At 51.1% G+C, this 18364-nt stretch carries 17 protein-coding genes; 5 read left to right on the top strand and 12 right to left on the bottom strand.

Annotated elements, in window-relative coordinates; translation table 11 throughout:
- Positions 1–7: 7 nt before the first annotated feature.
- Positions 8–448 (bottom strand): YcgN family cysteine cluster protein, encoded by a 441-nt coding sequence (locus BZG75_RS04460; RefSeq protein ID WP_021022268.1) that lies wholly within the window; start codon positions 446–448, stop codon positions 8–10.
- Between the two features lie 164 nt (positions 449–612).
- Between BZG75_RS04460 and BZG75_RS04455 the strand changes: the two genes are divergently transcribed.
- A complete protein-coding gene (locus BZG75_RS04455; RefSeq protein ID WP_077576291.1) occupies positions 613–879 on the top strand; it encodes a YkgJ family cysteine cluster protein in 267 nt (88 codons plus the stop codon).
- A 97-nt stretch (positions 880–976) separates the two neighbouring features.
- On the opposite strand, the gene BZG75_RS04450 is transcribed toward BZG75_RS04455, so the two are convergent.
- On the bottom strand, positions 977–1846 hold the full coding sequence (locus BZG75_RS04450) for a Tim44 domain-containing protein (RefSeq protein ID WP_077576290.1): 870 nt from the start codon (positions 1844–1846) through the stop codon (positions 977–979).
- Between the two features lie 188 nt (positions 1847–2034).
- Between BZG75_RS04450 and BZG75_RS04445 the strand changes: the two genes are divergently transcribed.
- Positions 2035–2430, top strand: a complete 396-nt coding sequence (locus tag BZG75_RS04445) for an NINE protein (protein ID WP_021022265.1) — start codon at positions 2035–2037, stop codon at positions 2428–2430.
- A gap of 115 nt (positions 2431–2545) precedes the next feature.
- Positions 2546–4408 carry an MFS transporter gene (locus tag BZG75_RS04440; RefSeq protein WP_077576289.1) on the top strand — a complete coding sequence of 621 codons (1863 nt, stop codon included), beginning with the start codon at positions 2546–2548 and terminating at the stop codon, positions 4406–4408.
- Here the strand turns inward: BZG75_RS04440 and BZG75_RS04435 are convergent.
- Genes BZG75_RS04435 through BZG75_RS04410 form a run of 6 tightly spaced genes read right to left on the bottom strand, consistent with a single transcriptional unit; the run spans position 4405 to position 11606 of the window.
- A complete protein-coding gene (locus tag BZG75_RS04435) occupies positions 4405–5790 on the bottom strand; it encodes an AMP-binding protein (RefSeq protein WP_077576288.1) in 1386 nt (461 codons plus the stop codon). The genes BZG75_RS04440 and BZG75_RS04435 overlap by 4 nt on opposite strands.
- Positions 5787–6821 carry an o-succinylbenzoate synthase gene (gene menC / locus BZG75_RS04430; RefSeq protein ID WP_077576287.1) on the bottom strand — a complete coding sequence of 345 codons (1035 nt, stop codon included), beginning with the start codon at positions 6819–6821 and terminating at the stop codon, positions 5787–5789. Before menC ends, BZG75_RS04435 begins: the two co-directional genes overlap by 4 nt.
- Before the next feature lie 8 nt (positions 6822–6829).
- Positions 6830–7696 carry a 1,4-dihydroxy-2-naphthoyl-CoA synthase gene (gene menB, locus BZG75_RS04425; RefSeq protein WP_077576286.1) on the bottom strand — a complete coding sequence of 289 codons (867 nt, stop codon included), beginning with the start codon at positions 7694–7696 and terminating at the stop codon, positions 6830–6832.
- Between the two features lie 60 nt (positions 7697–7756).
- Positions 7757–8539 (bottom strand): 2-succinyl-6-hydroxy-2,4-cyclohexadiene-1-carboxylate synthase, encoded by a 783-nt coding sequence (menH, locus tag BZG75_RS04420; protein ID WP_077576285.1) that lies wholly within the window; start codon positions 8537–8539, stop codon positions 7757–7759.
- The gene (gene menD, locus BZG75_RS04415) at positions 8539–10308 is read right to left on the bottom strand and encodes a 2-succinyl-5-enolpyruvyl-6-hydroxy-3-cyclohexene-1-carboxylic-acid synthase (RefSeq protein ID WP_077576284.1); all 1770 of its coding nucleotides are present in this window, start codon (positions 10306–10308) and stop codon (positions 8539–8541) included. The genes menH and menD overlap by 1 nt, the downstream gene beginning before the upstream one ends.
- Positions 10308–11606 (bottom strand): isochorismate synthase, encoded by a 1299-nt coding sequence (locus BZG75_RS04410; protein WP_158009959.1) that lies wholly within the window; start codon positions 11604–11606, stop codon positions 10308–10310. The genes menD and BZG75_RS04410 overlap by 1 nt, the downstream gene beginning before the upstream one ends.
- A gap of 292 nt (positions 11607–11898) precedes the next feature.
- On the opposite strand from BZG75_RS04410, the gene BZG75_RS04405 reads away from it, so the two are divergent.
- Together BZG75_RS04405 and BZG75_RS04400 are read left to right on the top strand one after the other, a co-directional pair.
- Positions 11899–13119 (top strand): pyridoxal phosphate-dependent aminotransferase, encoded by a 1221-nt coding sequence (locus tag BZG75_RS04405; protein WP_077576283.1) that lies wholly within the window; start codon positions 11899–11901, stop codon positions 13117–13119.
- A gap of 76 nt (positions 13120–13195) precedes the next feature.
- Positions 13196–13825, top strand: a complete 630-nt coding sequence (locus BZG75_RS04400) for a tRNA-uridine aminocarboxypropyltransferase (protein ID WP_077576282.1) — start codon at positions 13196–13198, stop codon at positions 13823–13825.
- On the opposite strand, the gene BZG75_RS04395 is transcribed toward BZG75_RS04400, so the two are convergent.
- The 4 genes from BZG75_RS04395 to ppiD all read right to left on the bottom strand — a co-directional run bounded on the left by BZG75_RS04395 (position 13815) and on the right by ppiD (position 18277).
- Complete coding sequence (locus tag BZG75_RS04395; protein WP_021022255.1) at positions 13815–15170, bottom strand: anti-phage deoxyguanosine triphosphatase; 1356 nt, start codon at positions 15168–15170, stop codon at positions 13815–13817. The two genes, BZG75_RS04400 and BZG75_RS04395, sit on opposite strands and share 11 nt — an antisense overlap.
- On the bottom strand, positions 15160–15762 hold the full coding sequence (gene yfbR, locus BZG75_RS04390; RefSeq protein WP_021022254.1) for a 5'-deoxynucleotidase: 603 nt from the start codon (positions 15760–15762) through the stop codon (positions 15160–15162). The genes BZG75_RS04395 and yfbR overlap by 11 nt, the downstream gene beginning before the upstream one ends.
- Before the next feature lie 110 nt (positions 15763–15872).
- Positions 15873–16181 carry a ComEA family DNA-binding protein gene (locus BZG75_RS04385; protein WP_077576281.1) on the bottom strand — a complete coding sequence of 103 codons (309 nt, stop codon included), beginning with the start codon at positions 16179–16181 and terminating at the stop codon, positions 15873–15875.
- Between the two features lie 212 nt (positions 16182–16393).
- Positions 16394–18277 carry a peptidylprolyl isomerase gene (gene ppiD / locus BZG75_RS04380; RefSeq protein ID WP_077576280.1) on the bottom strand — a complete coding sequence of 628 codons (1884 nt, stop codon included), beginning with the start codon at positions 18275–18277 and terminating at the stop codon, positions 16394–16396.
- Positions 18278–18364 lie beyond the last annotated feature (87 nt).

The following is an 18364-nucleotide window of genomic DNA, read 5'->3' as shown; positions in this document are numbered from 1 at the left end:
CGCATCCCTATCTTGGCCGCGTGGTGAGCTGAATATGATCTTCCCAGTCAATCACATCAATTTCATACACCACGCTGTCTTTGACCGAAATACCCGCTTTGTGCATTGCCGCTTTTGATCCGGTGATCAGCGGGTGCCAATCAGGTAGCGGTTTATCTTCTGCCAACAAACGATAGGCACAAGTTTCTGGCAGCCAGTAAAACTCGTCGATTTTGTCGCGGGTAAGCTTCAAACAGGACTCTTCATACGAGAAACGATTAGGATAGTCTTTGCATGAGCAGGTTTTATCATCCAACAAACTGCAGGCAACGTTGGTATAGTAGAGTTCATCAGTTTCTTCATCGATCAACTTATGCAAACAACAACGGCCACAACCGTCGCATAACGACTCCCACTCCTCATCGCTCATTTGCGCTAAGGTTTTTTGTTGCCAAAAGGGTGTGCTCATGATGCTGACTCTCTTTTTATAATAAAACCGCGCGGAGCGGCAAGACATTGCGCCGCTGTTATAACCATCATAGCGATAAAGTGCAAGCAGGCATTGGGATGGGTTGGAGAGTGTGCAGCCGAATGATAAAGTGCCCGCCCCTGCACATTGAGGAAGCCGATAATATGCCCACTGCATCGACATTTTCGTGCCGCCTAGGCTGTGGTGCCTGCTGCATCGCGCCTAGTATTTCATCTCCTATTCCAGGTATGCCTTACGGTAAACCTGCAGGCACTCGCTGTGTGCAGCTCGATGACAACAATTTATGCCAGCTTTTCGGTACGCCCGACCGTCCAGGCGTTTGCGCCGCATTTGACCCCGACCCGGATGTCTGTGGCGATCATTACCAACAAGCGTTCGACAACTTGATATATCTGGAAGCGGCGACATAAAAAAGCGCTACCTCACTACAAGCTAGCGCTTTCATCATATTGGCTTGTTTTTACCGCAGTACTAGCCTTTCTGTATTATTGGCGCTTTTCTGCAGAATTAGCTTTGGATACCCACAATCAGCCAAGGCGCATTGGCTTGGGCCAAGTCACGCTCAAGATGCCAGATATCAGTAATATCTTCTTCGACACCCTCCACACGGTCACAATAACGGCCGGTGAATTTTAAGCTTAACTGTGCGCGACGGCTGTCGTGATCAGCACGGACAATCTCTGCATCGACGTACATCACTTCGGTATGTTGCTCAGTACCTAAGCGCGCGCGTTCTGCCGCTAAGTCGTTGTATAGCTCAGGCGTGACGTATTCTTGGATCTTTTCTAATTCGTTGTGGTTCCATGCACCTTGCAAAATACGATAGTGCTCACGCGCACCACTTAAAAAACTTTGCATATCGAACTGTGGCGGAAAGTTAAACGGCACATCATTTTGCGTGTCGGCACCAAAACCACCTGTCGCAGCCCCGCTTGAGCCATCAGCCGCATGGTTTCGAAAGGCATTAGGTTGCTGATGATAATAACCTTTACTCTCACCTGCATAGGCTGGCCCTTGTGCTTGGGCACCCGCTTTCGCTTGCGTCAATCCGCGTAAAAACTTCAGTGCAAAGTAGGCAATCAGACCCATGATCAGGATGTCCATAAACTGGATCCCCTCAAAGGCGCCGCCAAAGAAGGCCGCGAGCAGGCCACCAGCAAGCAAGCCACCCAGCAGACCACCCGCGAGCCCTTTTTTGCCGCTTTTGGTGGTATTTTGCTTGAGCGTGTTAGTGTTTGTGGTGTTATTTTTTGGCGCTGGCGCCGTTTTGAAGCTTTTACCGAAGGACTTGCCGCCGCCAAAGCGCTTCGCTTCTGCATAAGGCGCTGTGACAACAAAGACAAACATCAAAGCTGCAACAGAGAGTAATTTTTTCATGATCGCATCATCTGTGGTTTAAGACGCTTCTCATGCTAGAGTCTTTATCGATGAAGTCAATTAAAGGGGGTAAAGAAATTGTTACCAAACATCACCTCTTCGCCGTTGTTTTTGCGCGTTGAGGAACTATTTGACGCCACTGCACTCCAAGCCATTATCTAACTTAAAGACACATACGGGCCCGAACCATGAATGATACACACAGCAAAGTCGTCGGTTACCTACTCTGGATCTTTGGTTTTCTTGGCTCACACCGCTTTTATTACGGTAAACCGGTGACCGGCACTATTTGGTTTTTTACTCTAGGGCTGTTTTTAATTGGTTGGATTGTCGATTTGTTCTTAATTCCGGCCATGGATAAAGAAGCCGACCTTCGTTTTCGTAGCGGTTCGACTGACTTTACCATTGCTTGGCTTTTGCTGACTTTTCTAGGGGTCTTAGGCATTCACCGTATGTATATGGGAAAGTGGATCACGGGGATTATCTACTTGTTTACGGGAGGCTTTTTCTTAGTCGGTATTCTCTACGACTTTTGGACCTTGAACGAGCAAGTCTCGATTAAAAACATGCAAACCTTTTCGTAATCATCGCTAATCCCCCGCTAACGTTATGACGGCGCAATCTTTAATGGGTTGCGCCCTCGCCTCGCATTGCTAGTATAACGCGCTGACCGCCTTGCTAAAATGGACCAATGCACTCATGAGCCAACAGTTTCAACTTTTGCGCGAGCGACGCTTTTTGCCTTATTTTATTACTCAGGCACTGGGCGCCTTTAACGACAACGTTTATAAAAACGTATTGGTGATCATGGTCGCGTTTGCCTCGGCAGATCAGCTCCCTATGGATGCCACCTTATTTATCAATGCGGCTGCCGGGCTGTTTATTCTTCCCTTTTTCTTGTTTTCAGCGTTTGCCGGTGAGCTTGCCGATAAACACGATAAAGCGTGGATTATGCGACGAGTAAAGTGGCTGGAAGTGCTGATTATGTCTTGTGCAGCCGTCGCACTGTATGTCCAAGCATGGATCGTCCTCTTGGCGCTCTTGTTTTTAATGGGCACTCAATCGGCCTTTTTCGGTCCGGTGAAATATGCGCTGTTACCGCAAACCTTGAGTGATAAAGAGCTGGTCTCTGGCAATGCGTTGGTAGAAACGGGGACATTTTTATCCATTCTGCTCGGGACATTATTAGCGGGCTTTATCGCCCATCATCCTGATTCCAATCTTATTGCGGGAATTGCGGTACTCGTCTTTGCTTTACTGGGGGTGCTCTCCGCTCATGCTATCCCCCCCGCGCCAGCAGGTAACCCCGGACTCAACTTACGCTACAAACCCGTGTCACTGATGCGGCAAACCTTGCGCTTTGCGCGTAAAGATAAGGTAACCCTGCAAGCGATACTAGGCATAAGCTGGTTTTGGTTTTTAGGCGCAAGTTATCTCACACAATTTCCGAAATACACGGCACTGCTCGGGGGTGGTGAAACAGGTGTCTCGTTTTTATTGACGCTATTTTCGATTGGGATCGCGGTCGGCGCATTATTGTGCGACAAACTCTCTGGCCATCGTATCGAACCTGGGATTGTGCCATTGGGCAGCATTGGTTTAACGGTGTTTGGACTGCACCTATTTTTTGCTACTCCGGCCAACCCAACACCTCACGCCGATTTGCTCGCTTTTGTCACTGACCCGGCGTTAACTTGGGTGTTTATTGATCTGCTGATGATCGGCGTTTTTGGTGGCATATTTATTGTGCCCCTGTATAGCTTGATGCAACAACGCGCCGATAAAGCCGCACGTGCGCGTGTGATTGCCGCGAACAATATCTTTAATGCCTTGTTTATGGTGGCCAGTGCCATACTGGGGATCACCATGTTGGTGGTCGTTGAGATCTCGATTGCGGAATTTTTCCTGTTGCTCACCTTACTCAATCTAGTGGTCGCGCTTTACGTCAGTAAGCTCGTGCCTATTTTTGCTCTACGCTTTTTTACCTGGATGATCACGCACACCTTATACCGTGTGACGCACAAAGATCTGCACCATATTCCCGAAAAAGGGGGCGCACTGCTGATTTGTAATCATGTCAGTTATATGGATGCCCCTTTACTCGCGGGCGCCTGTCATCGCCCTATACGCTTTGTGATGTTTGAAGACTTATACAAGATCCCGGTTCTCCATTGGTTTTTCCGCACCTCAAAAGTGATCCCCATTAGTCATCGTGGCCGCACAATTCGTACCGCGATGAATGAGATCCAACGTGCGCTGGATAATGGCGAAGTCGTGCTCATTTTCCCTGAAGGACACCTTACTTATGATGGGGAGGTTGATCAGTTCCGCCGGGGTATGGACATGATATTGCAACGCTCACCTGTCCCCGTTGTGCCCCTTGCATTGCAAGGATTGTGGGGCAGTTACTTCAGCCGCCATGGCGGCAAAGCGATGTTAAAGCTTCCAAAACGGTTTTGGTCTAAGGTGACGGTTGCCGCCGGGCCAGCGGTTGAACCTGAGCAAGCAAATGCTGACTATTTGCGTGACGAAGTGATTCGCCTCCAAGAAGATAACGCTTAACCCTTCATATAAGCTTGCGCCCATTGGGCCAAAGCGTGACGAGACGGTTTGATTTGGCCGTCTTGTTGCGTCTCAGGCCAACAAAGGTAATGTGCCGGGCGCTGATACGGCGCCAGTGAGGCACAATGCTCGGCCAACACTCGGGGCGAAAAAGGGCTCGCGCTCTGCACAATGGCTAGTGGGCGATGACCGAATTCGCGATCAACAATCGGGACAACCATCGCTTGCGTCACGCCTTTCAACCGCTGTAAATGCGCTTCGATCGCTTCAGGTTGAACATTCTCGCCGCCGCAAATAAATTGATTATCTAGACGTCCGACAACGCGTAGTACCGACACCGCCTGCCGGGTCTGCCAACGGCCGAGATCCCGCGACGCAAGGCCTTGCTCGACATTTAAGGGGTTTAGCTGGCCCGCTTGCCAATATCCCAAAGCTAACGTCTCACCACGATGGATAATCTCACCATCGTCACGTATCTGCACATCACGATAAGGCAGCGGCGCGCCGACATCATCTTGACCATCGGCACGCTTTAACGTCACGGTTGATGCCGTTTCCGTCATACCATAGCCGCACCAGCAGGCAATGCCCATCGCTTCGGCGTCTTGGGTTAAAGCGGTAGGGATCGCCGCACCACCTAATAATACATGGGCCAAACGCCGAGCTTCGGCCTCGTCCTTCAATGCGGGCAAGACACGATAGAGCTGGGTTGGGACTAGAGATGCATGGGTCACCCGTTTTAACGCATTGACTAAATGCTCGCCTCGACATGGATAAATGCCAAGCTCCCCCCCGGCTAACAACCAACGCCACACAATGGCAAGACCAGAGACGTGATAAAGCGGTAAAGAAAGCAACCAACGATCCGGCGCTTGAGAGGCACGGACGCCTGTAAACGGTAACCGCTTTGTCAGACCGGCAGCACTGGCAAGATGCTGACGCGCGCCGTGTACCACCGCTTTGGGCGCGCCAGTCGATCCTGACGTCAAAGTAAGGGTTAACGGCATGTCGATATGCCAAGGCGCCATATTGCGTGCCGATTGCGCGTCAGGCACCGATTGGTGAGCGTGGGCCCATTGAAAAGGACCTAGATTATCGAGCACTGCCGTTTGTACATCCGCACTTAATGCCTTATTTAATACCAAGGTTTGTTTACCGGCTTGCCAAGCAGCCAACAAGGTGACCACCAAAGACTGCAGGGCATCGTGGCTATTTAATACCACCATTGGCGCATCATTGAACGTCCGCTGCTGGGCATCGACTAAAGCACGCAACGCCTGCCATGTGAGGGGGGTCTCGCTATCTATCGCGATGGCATCAGGCGCGTCAGCCGCCCAGTAACGCCACGGCCAGGTGTTAAAAGCAAAGCATGGCGACGTCACAAGGTATTGACCCAAATTAACGGCTGGTCATCGAGTGGAATCAAAGGCTGATTGGCGCCAGGCCAGGTTCGATCCAGCTGTTGTTCAAACACGCACAAGGTATCGAGCCCAGGCACAACATTCGGGGTGAGCGAGCTGGCAACGCGCGATAATTGCGTCAGTCCCAAGCTGGTTTCAAGTGATGAGCTAATAACGGCTATTTTACCGAGTGCGTGTGCGCGTGTAACGGATTGATTCACCTGCGCGAAATCACCCATCATTGTTGGTTTGATCACCCAAGTCCTTACATGATCACTTTCTTTTAACCCTGTGTCGTCGCTATCTCGCAAGGTTTCATCCCATGCTAATGGCACCCCTAATGCCTCTGCTTGAGCAAGAGACTGATAAGGATCACAACAGGGCTCTTCAATCCAGCTTATTCGCGCTTGATGCGCCTGACTCAGACCACACCAAAAGGCCGCAAATTGTTCAGGCCGCCAACGACGGTTAGCATCAAGACGCAACCTAAGGTGAGGAATGGCATCGAGCAACGTGGTCACCATTAAGCGATCACGCGCCACTTCATACTCACCCACTTTAACTTTGGCTTCATCGGATGGGTCCTCCGAGTGCGGGCCATCCGAGTGCGGGCCACCCGAGTGCGGGCCACCCGACACATGTCCCAGTGCGGCGAATAGCGCATCCGGATCCCCGGTACACACGGGCACCGTCTGAAACGAGGACGGGGTCGGCAAGCGTTGATCCAATTCCGCTTGGGCAATGCTTAACCCCCATGCAACCGAAGGTGGCAATTGGGGCATGGCGATATTACGGTGATCACACCAAACAGCAGTCGCGGCAATCAGAGCGTGCCGTGCTTCGGCGAAGGTTTCCTGACTAAATCCAGGCAAAGGGGCAATTTCGCCCCACCCGCGTTGTGCGCCTTCGCTTAATTCCACCACCAAGCCTTCACGCTGGGTTAAACGCTGGTCACGTAAAAATAGACCGGCAGTGACCGGCAAGGTGTATTGATATATCCGTGCCTGTCTCATAAAGACCTCTATGGGTTGCGTGGGAAACGATCAAACTCTGGCCGACGTTTCTCGTTAAAGGCATTTCGCCCTTCTTGCCCTTCGTCGGTCATGTAAAACATCATGGTGGCGTTGCCGGCTAATTCTTGAAGCCCTGCTTGACCATCGCAATCGGCATTGAGTGCCGCTTTTAAACACCGCAATGCCATTGGGCTATGCTGCAGCACCTCGCGACACCAGCGTACGGTCTCTCGCTCGAGCTCGTCCAAGGGCACCACTGTGTTGACCAGTCCCATGTCCAACGCTTCTTGCGCATTGTAAAAACGGCAAAGGAACCAGATTTCACGCGCTTTTTTCTGCCCCACAATCCGCGCCATATAAGAGGCCCCCCAGCCGCCGTCGAAACTGCCTACTTTGGGGCCTGTTTGACCAAATTGGGCGTTATCGGCCGCGATGGTTAGATCACACATCATATGCAGAACATGACCACCACCGACAGCATAACCGGCAACCGCAGCAATCACAGGTTTGGGGCAGGTGCGGATCTGACGCTGGAAGTCGAGCACATTCAGGTGATGAGTGCCTTCGTCGTCTTGATAGCCGCCATAATCACCACGTACCGATTGATCGCCCCCAGAGCAAAATGCTTTTTCGCCTAAACCGGTCAGAATGATCACGCCTACTCGACTGTCATAGCGCGCATCGGCGAGCGCTTGCATCATTTCTTTAACGGTTTGCGGACGAAACGCATTACGAACCTGAGGGCGGTTAATGGTGATACGCGCAATACCATCGGCAGATTTGTGATACAAAATATCGCTAAACGTTAGTTCAGTCGGCATCCAGTCAATGGGTGCATACAGTTCTTGTTCGGTCATTCCCGGCGTTACAGCCATGGCTTTCCCCTTAATTGGTTGATGGGGTACAAGGCCCCGAAAATTGGAAGATAAAAATCGTTACGCTGATAACCGGTCGTTATCTGATAGCACCTGCACAAACGACGACGGATTGGCCCAATGACAATTATGTCCCGCCCCTTTTATCAAAGTGAAGGGGATCCCGGTTGTGCGCTGTAGCGAGTGGGCCAACGAGATAAACTTAGGATCTTGCTCCCCACAAAGGTAGTCAATCGACAACCCTTGTCGCAACGCATCACCTAATGCGGGACGCAGATCAGCTTGCCGACCGAGCGATGTGGCATCGAGCATAGCGGCAATCGCGGGCCCATGGTTGTCACCACGCACTGTCATCAGTTTGGCGCGCTGCGTCGCATCAAGGGATTGAAACACCGATTGCTGATACCAATCGTTTAATACCATCGAGAGCGGCTCATGCGTAAAGCGCTGAGCCCAGGCTTGATCGTGGGCCAACCGTTGATGACGTTCATGGCGATGCAGTAAACCAGGGTGTCCCGCTTCGAGGAATACGCCCTGCCAACGAGCTGGATACGCGGTGGCTAAATGCATCGCGATGCGCGCACCAAGCGAATACCCCACTAAATACGCTGGCTGATTACCCCACACCTGGTCACAGGTCTGGCGCACCGCGTCGACAGTAGTGGCAAAATCAACGCTTGGACAATCAACACTGTCACCATGGCCGGGTAAATCAAGACAGAGCCAGTGACAGGCTTTTAAGCGCGAGGTAACACCTTGCCAATCTTGTTGACTCCCCAGCAAACCGTGCAAAAAAACCACCTTGGGACCGTCCACCTTGCCCCCCTGCTGATACCCCAGCATCACCCCTCCTGCGCTGCCATATTGGCAAGTTGCTCTGTTAAGATTTTCCCCGCTTCACCCGCGGGCGTCACCACTTCAATCACATCAGTCCCTGGTGTATTAAACGCTTGGACGAGCGCAGCCGCGAGATCAGATTCGCAGGTTGGTTGTTGATAGTTCAAGGAAAATTGCGCGGCAACCTGCTCAAAGCGCAGACCGTGCGGCATGCGATAATAGGCGTCACAAAGCTGCGGATCGACTGGCAAGGAATCAAAAATGCCGCCGCCATTGTTATTGAGGATAAGCATGGCTGCCGGGGCAGCCGTCTCACGCCATAGCGCAAGACTATTAAGATCGTAAAGCGCGCTCGTGTCGCCAAGCACCACCAGCATCGGCTGACGTCGGCATCGCTGAACGCCTGCAGCGCAGGCAAATAGCCCGTCAATGCCTGACGCACCGCGATTGGCAAACACCGGATAGGCGCCAAATTGCGACCAAATATCCGCCAAACGAATCGCTAGGCTGTTGCCGATAAAAATATCGACGTCCTCGGGAAGCATCGTGGGTAATTGTTGAAATAAGCGATGCTCTGACAGCAATGAGGGAGAGAGCCTGTCAGTCGCTTTCTCCATCTGTGCTCTCGCCTCATTCGTCAATGTTTGTTGCCAAACAAGGGGCGAGTCCGCCGACGCAGTGAGCTCTTCAGACGTTGAGCACGCCGCACTCACCTGGTCAGTCAGTGCATCAAGCCATAACGACCAGTGGCGCTTGTCGACAACACACTGTTCAACCGCTCGATGATGAGGATCAAGTGGCTGCGCATTATCCGTCACCAACCAATATTGCGCCGAGGTTTGCGCCAACCATTGTCCCAAGCGTTTTGACACTAAACGCCCGCCGAGCTGGATCACCCATTGCGCCTGAGACAACTGCGTCTGCAAGTTGGGATGGTTTAACCAAAGATCGTAGCCAGGTGCTGTGCTCGTGATGCCCGATTGCGGGTCGGCTAATACCACCGCATTCAGCGCTGCGGCTAAGCGGTTAACCGATGCTGATAATCCGTGCGGCAGCGCACCCGCCACAATCACCGTTTTTACGCGGCGCTCGGATGGCAAACAGGGCGGGAGGCTATCTTGCTCCATCGACGTAGAAAACCGTCCATGATGGCGCATATAGCTTTGTTGGCTTTGATACCAGTTAGCAATCGGCGCACGGATCTCAGCCTCAAGCGCTGCATCTCGTTCGCCATAGAATGGCTCTCGAAACGGGCAATTAATATGCACACTGCCACCACATGCCGCTTGATGGGCAAGCGCTTGATCCACCTTGGTCAATAAAGCACTCAGTGGCATCCCCGCGTCTGGCGTAGGTAAATCCAGTTGGGCAGTAACATGGGACGAAAACAGATCGCGCTGCACAATCGCTTGGTTCGCCCCGCAATCGACCAATTCAAACGGACGATCTGCAGACAGAATAATTAATGGTTCACCGGTTAATCCGCTCTCGACTACTGCAGGCAAACAATTCGCCACCGCGGTTCCGGAAGTGACAATCACCGCCACCGGTGCCTGTCCGGCTTTGGCTAGGCCTAAGGCAAGATAACCAAGACCACGTTCATCAAAGTGACAATGTAAGGTCACCGGACGCTGGGGATGCTGACTTTGTTTCACGGCGGCCAGTGTGAGCGGCGTCGATCGCGATCCTGGGGCAATACAAATATGTTTGACGCCCGAGCGCGATAACTCGTCGATAAGGGTTTCGGCCCATATATGCGTGAGTGTCAGCGACATTAACACACTCCAACAATGGCGTCGTCGTGCTCGTGGGCATGACGATAAGGGAGACACTGACGCATGGTCGTCAGTTTGTTATCTAACTCTTGCCACTCAGCCTCAGGATCAGAGCCGGGAACAATTCCTGCTCCCGCAAATAAATCCACCGTATTATCGGTCAATTGCGCGCTTCGGATCGCCACACAAAATTGGCTTTCACGTTGTGAAATATAGCCCACGGCTCCACTGTAACGACCGCGTGTGATCCCTTGTTCGGCGAGAAACGCGCGGGCCGTATCACGAGGAAGTCCCGCCACCGCAGCAGTCGGTTGAAGCGCGCCCAAGATCACACTGTCATCGACACCAGGACCAACGATGGCACTAATACGACGACGCAAATGCTGAAGATGACGGAGCACAATCAAATGGGGTTCAGGATCAACGGTAATCGTTAACGAATGACGCCGTAAGCCGGCAAAAATATCATCAACGACCAACTGATTCTCATGAACGTTTTTACTGTCGTTTAGCAACCACTCACCGAGATGATGATCTTCACTAAAGCTCGCGCCGCGACGTACGGTGCCCGCGACCGCTTCTGTGGTCACGCGACAATCTCGACGCCGATAGAGTCGCTCTGGGGTCGATCCGACAAAAGCATCTTCAGGTCCCGTTGCGAACAGAAAATGGAAACTCTCGCTGTTATGTTGTTGGCTGTGGCTAAGAAGCTGTCCACCGCTCACCGCCCCGTCCAAGGTTAAACGGGTTTGCCGCGCAAGCACCACTTTTTTCAGCTCAGTGTGGGCCATGTTTGACAATGCATGCGTCACCGAGTGACACCATTGATGATGGTTTGGGGTATGTACTTCTTGACGGATCCGTCCAGCCATCGGCGCGAGGGGTCGGCCTTGCCAGATAATTTGGCTGAGAATAGCTTGGCTGTCGGTTTCAGCGATAAGATTGACACAAAGCTGCCACTGCTTATCGCGACGAATAAGCTCCACCACGGGAAGAAAGAAATCACCACTGCCTGGTGTATCATCAAACGCAACGCATCCCCAGATTCGCTGCTCGGGTAATAAGCTAGCCTGCGCCTGCTGAATTTGCGTAAACTGACGACAAGCGCCCAGTACTAGCACCTCTTCCCGGCCATCACGCGACTGCCAATAGCTTTTCGGGTAGACAGGCTGGGCGTCTAGCCACGCAATCGGTGATAAATCTCCTGGCCAAGTAAAATCGGTTTGCAACTGTGTTGGCGCTTGACTGATCGCCAACTGGCTTTGCAAGTGATTGGCCGCTTGAATCAAGGTAGTCACGACATCCTCCAACCGCCTAGGCGGCAGTCCTATTCGCAAGTCTGTACCTGCTGCTATTTATGTAGCACGTTATTCTTGCTTGTCAGTCTAACCTGTCAGGGCATAAGACAAATATGCGCTAGATCAGTCTTCGGTTAAAATTGGCTGATTTTTTGCCGACACAAGCGAAACAGCACTCGATTCAACCAATACTGATCAAATCGATCAACCATCTTTCGAAGAGGGTGAGAAATAGTGTAAGTTACTTAAAAAGCCTAATAACAATTTTCACCTTTGATTGACAGGAAGGGTAATGCAACCAATCGGTATGTCCGCCAAGCTGGATAATGTCTGTTATGACATTCGCGGTCCAGTGATGAAAGAAGCCAAACGCCTGGAAGAGGAAGGCCACCGGATTTTAAAGCTCAATATCGGCAACCCTGCGCCGTTTGGTTTTGATGCCCCAGACGAAATCCTGGTCGATGTGATTCGGAATTTGCCGACCTCGCAAGGATATTGTGATTCGAAAGGCCTTTATTCAGCCCGAAAAGCCGTTGTACAGCACTACCAAAAGCGCGGCTTGATGGATCTGGATGTCGAAGATGTCTACCTGGGCAATGGCGCCTCCGAACTGATCGTCATGGCCATGCAAGCGTTACTGAATAATGGCGATGAGCTACTCGTGCCCTCGCCGGATTATCCCCTTTGGACAGCCGCAGCATCGTTATCAGGCGGTAATCCGGTCCACTATCTGTGTGATGAGGAGTCTGATTGGTATCCAGATTTAGACGATATCAAGCGCAAAATCACGCCAAAGACTCGCGGACTGGTGCTGATTAACCCCAATAACCCGACCGGCGCCGTCTATAGCCGTGACTTTTTGTTGCAGGTTGTCGAGCTGGCCCGCCAGCATAATTTGATCATTTTTGCCGACGAGATTTACGATAAAATTCTCTATGATGGGGCGCAGCATTATTCTATCGCTACCCTCGCTCCCGATGTGCTTTGTTTGACCTTTAACGGTTTGTCTAAAGCGTATCGAGTCTGTGGTTTTCGTGCCGGTTGGATGCTAGTGACCGGGCCCAAACAGCATGCGCGTGGTTATATCGATGGGCTTGAAATGCTGGCGTCGATGCGCCTGTGTGCCAACGTACCGATGCAGCATGCGATTCAAACTGCGCTCGGCGGCTATCAAAGCATTAACGAATTGATCCTGCCGGGCGGTCGATTACTGGAGCAGCGCGACAAAGCCTATGAGCTGATCAATCAGATCCCTGGTGTCAGTTGTAAAAAACCCAAGGGAGCATTGTATTTGTTTCCTAAAATCGACACCAAGCGCTACAACATCCATAACGACGAAAAGCTGATGCTCGACTTTTTGTTGCAAGAAAAAGTCCTCATGGTGCACGGCACCGGCTTTAACTGGCAACAGCCGGACCATTTTCGGTTAGTCACGCTCCCGCGGGTGGATGATTTGGAAATGGCAATCAGTCGTTTTGAGCGTTTTCTCTGCGGTTATAGCCAAGCTACCTAACGGCTTAATCGACCTTGCGTTTATTATCAAGCAGCGGTAAAACGCTGCTTGATTCCGTTATTAAACAGTGACCATCATGTCTCGATACTGCTCATCTTGCCATAAAGCGAAAGCCATTTGCGTATGCGATGCCATTACACCAATCACCAATACAATCCCGGTGATTATCTTGCAGCATCCCGATGAAGTCTCGCACCCGAAAAACAGTGCTTGTTTACTCGCGTTAGCATTAGAGCATTGTGAGCGTTGGATAGGAGAAGATTTTAGCGAGCACCGCGCGCTGAATGAAAGGCTCGCACGGTCCCAGCGCCGCTATGCAGTGTTATATCCGGGCGAGCATGCTATCGCTCTATCATCGCTGACCAAGCCATTAGCATCAGCCAAAGAAAGCGGCCGCGAGATACCATGGGGGATCATATTACTCGACGGAACATGGAAAAAAGCTTACAAACTGTATCAGTTATCAAAGAATCTCCATGATTTACCCACAGTCAAGATTACCACCATGCCACCGAGCCAATACACCATCCGCAAAAGTAGTAAGCTAGGGGCCCTTTCGACCCTTGAGGCCGGATTTGCTGCACTGAGTGAGTTAAGTGGTGATCGTGAACATTATCAGCCCTTACTCACAAGCTTTGAGGCGATGATCGAACGCCAGCTTGCCTTTATGCCGGCATCATCCAATCATCCCCGTCCTAGCGAATAGCGTACAAAGGACCGTTACTCGCGGCGGTAAACATGGTGCTGTGTAGCTTCTGAGCAAAACTGTCTGTCATCGACGATAAGTAATCGGCAATCACGCGCATGCCCGACTCCCCTGCGGTTTGTGCTGTTAACCAATCTTGTCGATAGTCTTTAGGCAACAGGCGCTCGGGATCAGAGGCAAAGGCGTCAAACAACTCCATCACCAATTGCTGACCTTTATACTCAACCACCTGAAGCTCAGGCTGCTTCACGACAAATTCACTGACAAATCGCTTCAGTACCTCCAGCACGCCAGCCATCACCTCGGTTAGATAGGCGTTCCAGGCTAACAAAGGAGACGTAAAGCGGTAGGTACCATCTTGAACCGTCGGGGCCACCTCGACGGAGGTTAATAAGGTGTTGACCAAGGCCCCGATCGCATCTTTGCGCTCATACGGAGGACCGAACATTTGTTCGCTCAGTTCACCAATATTGGCTTCTAACCAAGGATCGCCGCATTCAGCGATATAACTTGCCACGGCCTCTTGCCACTGCTCACGGGTGACCAATCCCATCACAATTGCATCTTCCAGATCATGGACACCATAAGCGATGTCATCCGCTAACTCCATAATGGAGCAATCCAACGACTTATAACGCGTCTTGCGATGCTGGTCAGCAGGCGTGTTGTCTCTGAACGTCAAAAATAACGCCCGATCGGCGGCACTGAACGGCTCAAGTACCCAGTTTCGGCGTACACTGTCATGATCATAAATACCTTTAGCAGGTTGCCAATCACGCGCTTTGAGATGACGAAAGTCGCTGACAGGCGTTGGCTGTGAACCATTGTGTGCGGCGCTAATAAACGCGGGGTATTTCATTACGCCCAGCAAAGTACGACGCGCCAAGTTCATGCCATGATGTTGGGTATAAGGTTCAAGCAGCGTCACGATCCTAAATGTCTGGGCATTGCCTTCGAAGCCACCGTCGTTTCGCATCATATAATTTAATGCCACTTCACCACCGTGCCCGTATGGCGGGTGGCCAATGTCATGGGCAAGACATAAGCTTTCCATCAGCCCAGTGGACGGTAAAAGTGGCCGAAACTCAGGCTGTCTTTCTTTAAGCTGCGCAACAATGCCGGTGCCAATTTGTGACACCTCGAGCGAGTGGGTTAAACGGGTGCGATAAAAGTCGCTATGCTCAGCCCCCAACACCTGTGTTTTGGCTTGTAAGCGGCGAAATGCGGCTGAATGTAAAATACGCGCACGGTCACGCTGATAAACGGTACGCTTATCATGACGGCGCTTCTTGTTCTCATTGCTCATCTGGCGTGTTTGCCAGGTATCTGGTAGTTCAAAATCCATCGTCACTGATCTCATCCAGCGATAAGGTGAAGCTATCCACGAAGGTGGCCATAAAGTAATCGGTGGCTGGCGAACGACGCTTTTCTAGTGATGCTTCAAGTCGCTTCTTAGCTTGCTCAAATTCATGATTACCGGCAGCGATTTCTTCCAGACACTTTAAGTAAGCACATAAAATATCCGCTTGTTTCACCAACAAATAATCATCTGGATCAATATGGTCTGAATCAATCAACCCGCTGTATTCATCCTGCAGCTCTGGCGGCAGCATGGCGATCAACTTTTTCTCCGCCATTTTCTCGATTTTTTTATATTCAGCGGCAATCGACGGATTAAAGTATTTGACCGGGGTGGGTAAATCGCCTGTGATGACTTCGCTACAGTCATGAAACATCGCCAGTACCGCAATACGTTCTGGCTGGTACTGCCCTTCAAAACGTTTATTGTGAATAAGCGCTAACGCGTGGGCGACAAACGCGACTTGTAAACTGTGCTCAGAGATATTTTCGACGGAAACATTGCGCATCAAAGGCCAACGGTAAATCAGCTTCATCCGGGCAAGATGAGCAAAAAAGTGACTTTGTTTGTGAGTCATTGCGTCCTGCTACTTTCCTACAACCAGATTTCATTGTGTGCATTCCGGCCGGCAGACACAAGGATTATTCGCGCAAAGACGGTGACGCCTTTGCGCTGAACTCTCCATCACTATGACGACACGTTAATCCGGTCGCGGTTTTTCTCCAATGTCGATGCGCCAATGCCTTTTACTTCGACTAAATCGTCTGGTGAGGCGAACTTTCCGTGTTTCTGGCGATAGTCGACGATGGCTTTCGCTTTGGCAGGGCCAATACCGCGGAGCTGCTCTGAGAGGATTTGTACACTGGCAGTGTTAATATCCACCGAGCGCGCCTCAACCTGTTCAGAGGACTGAGACGCATCTTGACTGGCGCTTAGCACCGTGGGCGCAGTCACCAGTGCCAACACAAATAGAATACTGGATAGTAGGTGTTTCATTTTTGATCTCCATGTCATCAATATCGCCGACACGGTAAATCACTGCTTGCGCCTTTTCATGTCCCCGCAAACAGAAAAACGACGCAGGACAAAATCCTAGCGTCGTTTTTCTATTTTCACACAAACCAATGCGAGAGACGTCTAACTCTCTGCGATCCTGTTAAGCGCTCACGCTGAGCGCTTTCTCGCGTTTAAACGCTCACTACACTCGCTTATTGTTGTGCGTCAACCTCTGCATAAGTCACATCCACTTGCTCACGCAGCGCTTCGAGTGTGGCAGACAAAGACATATTGCTCATCGCACGTGCAACGCGATCCGCCATTTGGCTTTGTGGGCTAATGTCTGGCATCGCAGGGTTAATCACGTTATCCAGCGCAACCACCACAATATCGCCCTGACGGTTCTGCGTTACCCCATAACTTGCGCCTGTATCGTTAGGCTGAGGCAACGAGAAAGCGAGCTCCGACACCGCTTGCTGCTGAGAAACACGATTGATCACTTGCGCATCACTGAACACATAATCACCCTGATCTAGCGTACCGGTCTGCTCAAGTTGCGCGACCAATTGGTCCGCTTTTTCTTGCGCCTGCTGACGGCCTTTTTCTGCCGCGAGCGTCGCCTGCACCTGGTCTTTTACTTCGGCAAAACTCAATTGCTTTTCAGGCTTCACGTCGTCGAGACGCACCACAATCGCGTGCTCACCTGACAGCTCAATCAGCTCAGAGTTAAGGCCATTTTCACGCACATCATAGCTATCAAGCGCTTGCTGGATTTGAGGGCGCGCCATTAAGCCTTGGGCATTATCGAGCGCAAAGTAATCCGTAAACTGCACCTTCGCATTCACCGCCTCTGCGGCTGGCTCAAGGCCATTCGCCTCTTCAAACGCCACTTCAGCCAGTTGCGTTGACTGTGCATAGAAACGATCCGCCGCTTGCTCTTGTTGCAGAGCAAGACGAATGTCGTCTTTTACGTCAGACAATGGCGTAACATCGGCTGGGTCAATATCATCTAAGCGAATGATATGATAGCCGAAATCAGATTTAACTAAGCCACTAATATCGCCTTTTTGCGCCAGTGCGTAAGCGGCTTTTTCAAACGCAGGATCCATCACACCGGGTTCAATCCAATCCAATGATCCGTTTTGCTCGGCACTAAAGGTGTCATCAGAAACTTCCTTGACCAAGGTCGCAAACGCTTCACCTTGATTGAGGCGATCTAACGCTTGTTGAGCACGAGCTTTGGCGTCGTCTCCTGTTCCTTCAATTAAGATGTGGCTAACCTTACGGCGCTCTTGTGAGCCATACTGAGATTGGTTGTCTTGGTAGTAAGTGGCAATGTCTTCATCCGTGACTTGAATATCACTGGCTAGCCCTTCACCGGTTAATTCCACATACGCGACTTTCACCATACGTGGTTGAATATAATCATCACGATTCGCTTGGTAATAGGCTTCCAGCTCCTCATCCGTTAACGACACCTGGTTGGCAAAGTCCTCAACTGGCAAGGTTAAAGTGCGCACTTCACGGCTCTGTGCTTCGAGACGGTATAAGCTTTCCAGTTCGCTAGGTAATACGAATGCGGTTGTTTGTAAGCCATTGACCAACTGCTGGCGCATTAAATCCGTGCGCATATAGTTAGCAAATTCATCTGCACTCATACCGGTTTGACGCAATGCCGCTTGATAACGCTCGTTATTAAACTGACCCGCCTGACGGAATTGAGGCATGGCACGGATCGCCGCTTTCACTTGTGCGTCACTGACGCGTAATCCTAATTCACTGGCTTCGTGCTCTAAAAGCAAGTCATTCACCATACGATCAAGAATATTTTGGCGAAAACGTTTTACGTATTCGGGGTTACCGAGAAGCTGATTGAATTGCTCGCCCGCTTGTTGCTGCATGCGTGCACGCTCATTTTGATACGCGCGATCCAGTTCCGCTCGGCTAATTTCTTTATCACCGACGGTTGCAGCAGGCGGTGTGGATCCACCGGCCAGATAACTACCGACACCGGCAAAAGCAAAGGAAAAGATAATAAGGCTTAAAATGATCTTAACCGGAAGACTATTGGTGCCTTCGCGTATACGTTCCATCATAACGGGCCGGTACTCCAACTGGTTTGGACTGGTTGTTTTTCAACTAAAAAGGCGCATCTTTTGATGCGCCTTTACGCTCTTGTGCAC

Origin of the sequence: Salinivibrio sp. AR640 (assembly GCF_001995405.1) — a bacterium.
Classification (GTDB): Bacteria; Pseudomonadota; Gammaproteobacteria; order Enterobacterales; family Vibrionaceae; genus Salinivibrio; species Salinivibrio costicola.
The sequence above is the reverse complement of the archived record's forward strand: the minus strand, read 5'-3'. Positions and strand labels throughout refer to the sequence as shown.

Bases quoted from the DNA above. Each gene is read 5' to 3' on its own strand.
- menB (WP_077576286.1), bottom strand. From the start codon at position 7,696: ATGGCTGTAACGCCGGGAATGACCGAACAAGAACTGTATGCACCCATT.
- BZG75_RS04455 (WP_077576291.1), top strand. From the start codon at position 613: ATGCCCACTGCATCGACATTTTCGTGCCGCCTAGGCTGTGGTGCCTGC.
- ppiD (WP_077576280.1), bottom strand. From the start codon at position 18,277: ATGATGGAACGTATACGCGAAGGCACCAATAGTCTTCCGGTTAAGATC.
- BZG75_RS04400 (WP_077576282.1), top strand. From the start codon at position 13,196: ATGTCTCGATACTGCTCATCTTGCCATAAAGCGAAAGCCATTTGCGTA.
- BZG75_RS04440 (WP_077576289.1), top strand. From the start codon at position 2,546: ATGAGCCAACAGTTTCAACTTTTGCGCGAGCGACGCTTTTTGCCTTAT.
- BZG75_RS04405 (WP_077576283.1), top strand. From the start codon at position 11,899: ATGCAACCAATCGGTATGTCCGCCAAGCTGGATAATGTCTGTTATGAC.
- BZG75_RS04450 (WP_077576290.1), bottom strand. From the start codon at position 1,846: ATGAAAAAATTACTCTCTGTTGCAGCTTTGATGTTTGTCTTTGTTGTC.
- BZG75_RS04445 (WP_021022265.1), top strand. From the start codon at position 2,035: ATGAATGATACACACAGCAAAGTCGTCGGTTACCTACTCTGGATCTTT.
- BZG75_RS04395 (WP_021022255.1), bottom strand. From the start codon at position 15,170: ATGGATTTTGAACTACCAGATACCTGGCAAACACGCCAGATGAGCAAT.
- yfbR (WP_021022254.1), bottom strand. From the start codon at position 15,762: ATGACTCACAAACAAAGTCACTTTTTTGCTCATCTTGCCCGGATGAAG.
- BZG75_RS04460 (WP_021022268.1), bottom strand. From the start codon at position 448: ATGAGCACACCCTTTTGGCAACAAAAAACCTTAGCGCAAATGAGCGAT.
- menH (WP_077576285.1), bottom strand. From the start codon at position 8,539: ATGCTGGGGTATCAGCAGGGGGGCAAGGTGGACGGTCCCAAGGTGGTT.
- menC (WP_077576287.1), bottom strand. From the start codon at position 6,821: ATGAGACAGGCACGGATATATCAATACACCTTGCCGGTCACTGCCGGT.
- menD (WP_077576284.1), bottom strand. From the start codon at position 10,308: ATGTCGCTGACACTCACGCATATATGGGCCGAAACCCTTATCGACGAG.
- BZG75_RS04385 (WP_077576281.1), bottom strand. From the start codon at position 16,181: ATGAAACACCTACTATCCAGTATTCTATTTGTGTTGGCACTGGTGACT.